Source organism: Streptomyces sp. NPDC006296 (assembly GCF_040613235.1).
Classification (GTDB): Bacteria; Actinomycetota; Actinomycetes; order Streptomycetales; family Streptomycetaceae; genus Streptomyces.
This window is the reverse complement of sequence record NZ_JBEXRT010000085.1, coordinates 1-4796: the sequence shown is the minus strand read 5'-3', so window position 1 is coordinate 4796 and position 4796 is coordinate 1. Positions and strand designations below refer to the sequence as shown.

Below are 4796 nucleotides of genomic sequence, written 5' to 3'. Positions count from 1 at the left end.
CCCCGCCGCTTTTCCGATCTGGCCGGCGAACGAGCGCAAGCGGCCCGCCGCGACTGCCTGACCCACGTATTGCGGGACGCGGGGCCGCGACGGCCGCCGGGACTGCGGGCCGGCCGTGGTCGGCCGGCGGGACCGGGTCCGCCTCCGCCGCGTCCTCGATCTCCAGGCCGGCGAAACGTGCCCCGCGCGGCTTCCGGCGCCCGGGCGAGGGGGCGGGCGGCGCGGGCTCGGCGTCCCGTCCGGGCACCCCGGCTCCGGGCGCGGCGCCTGCCGGGCGACGGGGTCCGGGGGCCGAGGGCTCCTCCCCCGCCGGCGTCGCTGCGGCGCCGCCGCGCTCCCGGAACCAGTCGTCCGGCACGGGCACCGCCCGCTCCACCGCCGCGAGCCGGTCACGGAGCTCCGCGCAGCGCGCGGTGGCACGGGTGTGGTCGTCCCGCGCCCAGGCGAGGGCGTCCGGCTCCCCGTCCCGGGCGGCCACCGCCCCGGCGCCCGCCGCCATCCGGCCGGCTGCGTCGGCCTGTTCCCGCACCATCACGTCCAGCCGGTCGGCGAGGGCCTGCCGGCCACCCGGGCGCCTGTCGTACGCGGCGGCCGACGCGGCGCACAGTTCCGCGGCCCGGACGGACTCCCGGGCGGCGTACGCGGCACCGCGCAGTGCGGCGAGGTCCTGGAGCAGCGAATCGACCACGTCCCAGGGCGGCACCTCGGCGCCGTCGAGGCAGGCGCGCATGCCGTCGGGGTCCCGTGCGCAGAAGACCCCGTACCATCCCCGGCCGGGTTCGAGCAGGGCCGCCAGGTCTCGTAGGTACTGTGCGAACGCCCTTACTTCCAACGCGTGTTGATGCACTGTCACCGTCGCCCTCGTCGGTCGTCCGGGACTGGGGCACTCCAGTCCGCGGGCATTCGACCGCAGGGGTGTTACGGCGGGACTACGCGCGCTTTTCCGGCAGGGTGCGGCCGGAGCGCGGGCCGGGCCCCGTGCGCCCCCCTGCCGGAGGGCGCCGGCCGTCCGCTCGCCGGACCGTCCGCCGTGGCGGCCGGCTGCTCCGGGCGGGTGACGGCCGCCGGGCGGCCTGAGCGGCGTCACGGCCGACGGGCCGTGCGTCCTGACGGCCCGCCGGACGGACGCCGCTCAGGTTCCGCCGACGAACTTCCGGGCGAGTGCCTCACCGGCTCCGGTCGCGGCGGCAGGACTCTGGACGGGTGACGCCCGGGAGTTCCTGAAGAGGATGTAGGTGACACCGGAGGGCGTACCGCCGGTCCTGGGGTCCGGGTCGATGCCGAGGGACTTCGCCAGGGCGTACGAGCCTTCGCCGATGATGCCGGTGGGGCCGGTGTCCCCGACGACGGCGTAGCGGACCTTGCCCCCGTGGATGACGGCGGCCACGCCGCCGCCCTTGATCCCGGCCTTGGCGTAGTTCCAGAGCCGGGAGGGGCCGGGCACGACGACGTACGGCACCCGGCTGGAGTCCAGATATCTGCCGTCCGAGCCCTGGAACGCGGTCCGGGGCTGGAAGGACGGGTCGGTCCGGGTGTTGCAGACGGCCGTGACGCGGCCGTCGCAGTCGATGTCCATGTCGGCCTTCCAGAACACCACCTCGTCGGTCCCGCAGACCGGGACCGTGGCGGCGGTGTGCTGGTCGGTCCGGTACTTCCCCTGCGAGATCCGGGTGCACTTCTTCACCTTGGCCAGCAGTTCGGCGGCCCCGACCGGGTCCTTCCCCTCCCCGGCGGCCGTGGCGGGCAGGGCCGCCGCGAGGAGAGCCGCGGTGGAGAGCGCGGAGAGGACGAGCAAGCGCGTACGCACCGTCGTGGTTGCCCTTTCACTGGACACGAAGAGCCCGGGCGGACCTCTTCCCTGCCGACGCGGCCGGGACGATAGGCGACCGGCCGCTTCACGGTCCCGGGGCCGGGCGGACGTGCTGTGGCACGCCCTCCCGGCCCCGGGGCCGCCGTCGGTGACGAACGGTCACGGACGACCGCTCGGCGTTACCACCATGGCCGAGCCGCCACCGCGGCGCACCTTTTCGGCGGCCGCGAGCCAGCGTCCGCCGGGGAGGCGCTGGATGCCCGTGGCGGCTCCGATCTCCGGGTTCGCCTTGAACACGTGCCCGAGCGCTTCGAGGTCCTGGCGCACCGGGCTGTCCCAGAGTCCGGGCTCGATCTCGGTCGTGGCCGAGTTGCGCTGGCTGGCGCGCGGAGCGGCGATCGCCTCGACGAGCGGCAGTCCCCGGTCCAGATGGCCGGTCAGCGACTGCAGGACGGTGGTGATGATGGTGGCACCGCCGGGCGAGCCCAGGGCGAGGACGGGCCTGCCGTGCTCCAGCACGACGGTCGGCGAGATCGAGGAGCGCGGGCGCTTGGCCGGGCCCGGGAGGTTCGGGTCGTGGACCGCCGGCGAGGCGGGCGCGAACGAGAAGTCGGTGAGTTCGTTGTTGAGCAGGAATCCGCGTCCCGGGACGGTGATGCCGCTGCCGCCGGTCGACTCGATCGTCAGGGTGTACGCGACGACGTTGCCCCACCGGTCGGCGGTCGTCAGGTGCGTCGTGTTCTCCCCCTCGTACGTCGTCGGGGCGGCCGCACCCCCGGATGCGCAGCGCTCGGGGTGGCGCGGGTCGCCCGGGGGGAGCGGACTGGTGAGCACCGCGTCGTCCTTGATGAGGCAGGCGCGCGAGTCCGCGAAGCGCTGGCTCAGGAGCTCCCGCGTCGGCACGTCCTCGAACGCGGGATCGCCGACCCAGCGGCCCCGGTCGGCGAAGGCGATCCGGCTCGCCTCGATGAGCCGGTGCAGGTACTGGGTCCGGCTCGCCGCGGAGAGGTCCGTCGACTCCAGGATGTTGAGGGCCTCGCCCACACTCGTGCCCCCGGAGGAGGACGGGGCGATGCCGTACACGTCGAGGCCCCGGTAGGTGGTCCTCGTCGGTGCCTGGCGCAGCGCGCGGTACGCCTTCAGGTCCTTGGCCGTGAGGTCTCCCGGGCGCACCTCGCGGGTGGCCGCCGGGTCGACCGGGGGCTTGCGCACCGTCGACACGATGTCCCGGGCCAGCTCGCCCCGGTACAGCTCGTCGACGCCCTTGCGGCCGATCGTCCGGTACGTACGGGCGAGATCGGGGTTCTTGAACACCGATCCGGTCACCGGCGGTTCGCCGCCGGGGAGGAAGAGCTCGGCCGAGGCGGGGAAGTCGGCGAACCGCGCCTGGTTCGCCGCGGTCTGCGAGCGGAACGTCTCGTCCACGACGAATCCGTCGCGGGCCAGCCGCTCGGCGGGTTCGAGGAGCCGGCCGAGGGATTTGGTGCCCCACGCGTCGAGCGCCTTCTCCCAGGTGGCGGGGGTGCCCGGGGTACCGACGCCGAGCCCGCTGGTGACGGCGTCCTCGAAGGGGATCGGCTGACCGTTCTCCAGGAACAGCGAGGAGTCCGCGCTCCGCGGCGCGGTCTCCCGCCCGTCGATGGTCTGGACGCTGCCGGTCCTCGCGTCGTAGTGGACGAAGTACCCGCCACCGCCGATGCCCGCCGAGTAGGGCTCGGTGACGCCCAGTGCGGCGGCGGTGGCTACGGCCGCGTCGACGGCGTTGCCGCCCTTGCGGAGAACCTCGATCCCGGCCGCCGACGCGTCGGCGTCGACACTCGACACCGCTCCCCCGTACCCCACCGCCACCGGGGACTTGGGGGTCGGGACGGGGGCCGCCGAGGACGCCGGCGCGGCGACGCCGAGCGAGCCGATGACGGCGATCACGACTGAGAACGACACATTCCGTCCTACGGAACGACGCATCCGTACCTCCTGTGAGAGATCGTCCGCGCAGGGTAGCGCCGTACCGCACGCCCCGTCAGGTCCGCCTCGACCACACGTCCGAACGGACCGCTAGCATGCCCGCTCATGAATGACGACGTACGCAACATCGTGCTCGGCCTCATCGCGGCCGGAATCAGCGCCGCCCTCGGCTGGCTGACCCGTACGTACCTCTGGCGGCGCGGACTCCGGCGCAAGCAGGCGTTCTTCGGACTGCCGGAGAACTCCGAGTGCCTGCTCGTGGTCAACCGCGACGCCGGCGGCGACGGAGCGGTTCACCGCCACGACGTCCTCGCCCTGCTCGAACTCTCGGCCCTCATCAAGGACTGCGCCGCCCACCCCGAGGTGGTGTTCCACGACACGGCCCGTCAGGGCTTCGGCGAACGCACGGAATTCTGCGTCGGCGGACCGGCGTCCAACCGGCGCATGGCCGCGCACCTGCAGTCGCTGCTCCCCGGCGTGCGGGTGAACACCGGGCCCGAGCCGGGTCCCGACCGTGCGGCCTTCCAGGTCGGCTCGGAGCGCTACCGGCTGGAGCCGGGGACCTCCGAGCACGTGCTCCTGGCCCGTCTGACGGGCGGCCAGGACGCGCGTCCCGTCTTCCTCCTGTGCGGCCAGCGCGCGATCACCAACCAGGCCGCCTCGCGGTACCTGATACGCCACTACGAGAAGTTGCGGCGCAAGCACCGGGGCGGCTCCTTCGTACTGCTCCTGAAGGTGGTCAACTCCCAGGCGTACGGCCCGGATGTGGTCGAGCTGATCGGCGATGTGACCAGGGTGGCGCAGGCCCCGCTGCCCACCGCTCCCCCGGCCTCGCACCGCGCCACCGGCTGATGCCCGCTGCGTGGGCTCAGGTCGGGTCCGGGCGGGCCCAGGAGGCCGCCGGCGGTGTTCCTCGGGGCGGGGGGGGGGCCGGCCCGGAGGGGCCGGGGGGGGGCCGCCCCCCGCGGCGGTGTGTTTGGGTGTGTCGCCCCAGCAACACCCCGTCCGATAAGTATTAGAA

The 4796-nt window shown here is 74.2% G+C and carries 3 protein-coding genes and 1 pseudogene; 1 reads left to right on the top strand and 3 read right to left on the bottom strand.

Annotation, left to right across the window (positions count from 1 at the left end; all coding sequences use genetic code 11):
• The 3 genes and pseudogenes from ABZ172_RS29990 to ggt form a co-directional block, all read right to left on the bottom strand.
• A pseudogene (locus ABZ172_RS29990) lies at window positions 1-853 on the bottom strand (hypothetical protein); the annotation flags it as partial.
• A 279-nt stretch (window positions 854-1132) separates the two neighbouring features.
• Complete coding sequence (locus ABZ172_RS29985; protein WP_356888495.1) at window positions 1133-1807, bottom strand: glycoside hydrolase family 75 protein; 675 nt, start codon at window positions 1805-1807, stop codon at window positions 1133-1135.
• 162 nt (window positions 1808-1969) lie between these two features.
• Window positions 1970-3775, bottom strand: coding sequence for a gamma-glutamyltransferase (gene ggt / locus ABZ172_RS29980; RefSeq protein WP_356888493.1), 1806 nt, complete (start codon window positions 3773-3775; stop codon window positions 1970-1972).
• A 105-nt stretch (window positions 3776-3880) separates the two neighbouring features.
• On the opposite strand from ggt, the gene ABZ172_RS29975 reads away from it, so the two are divergent.
• On the top strand, window positions 3881-4627 hold the full coding sequence (locus tag ABZ172_RS29975) for a hypothetical protein (RefSeq protein WP_356888491.1): 747 nt from the start codon (window positions 3881-3883) through the stop codon (window positions 4625-4627).
• Window positions 4628-4796 lie beyond the last annotated feature (169 nt).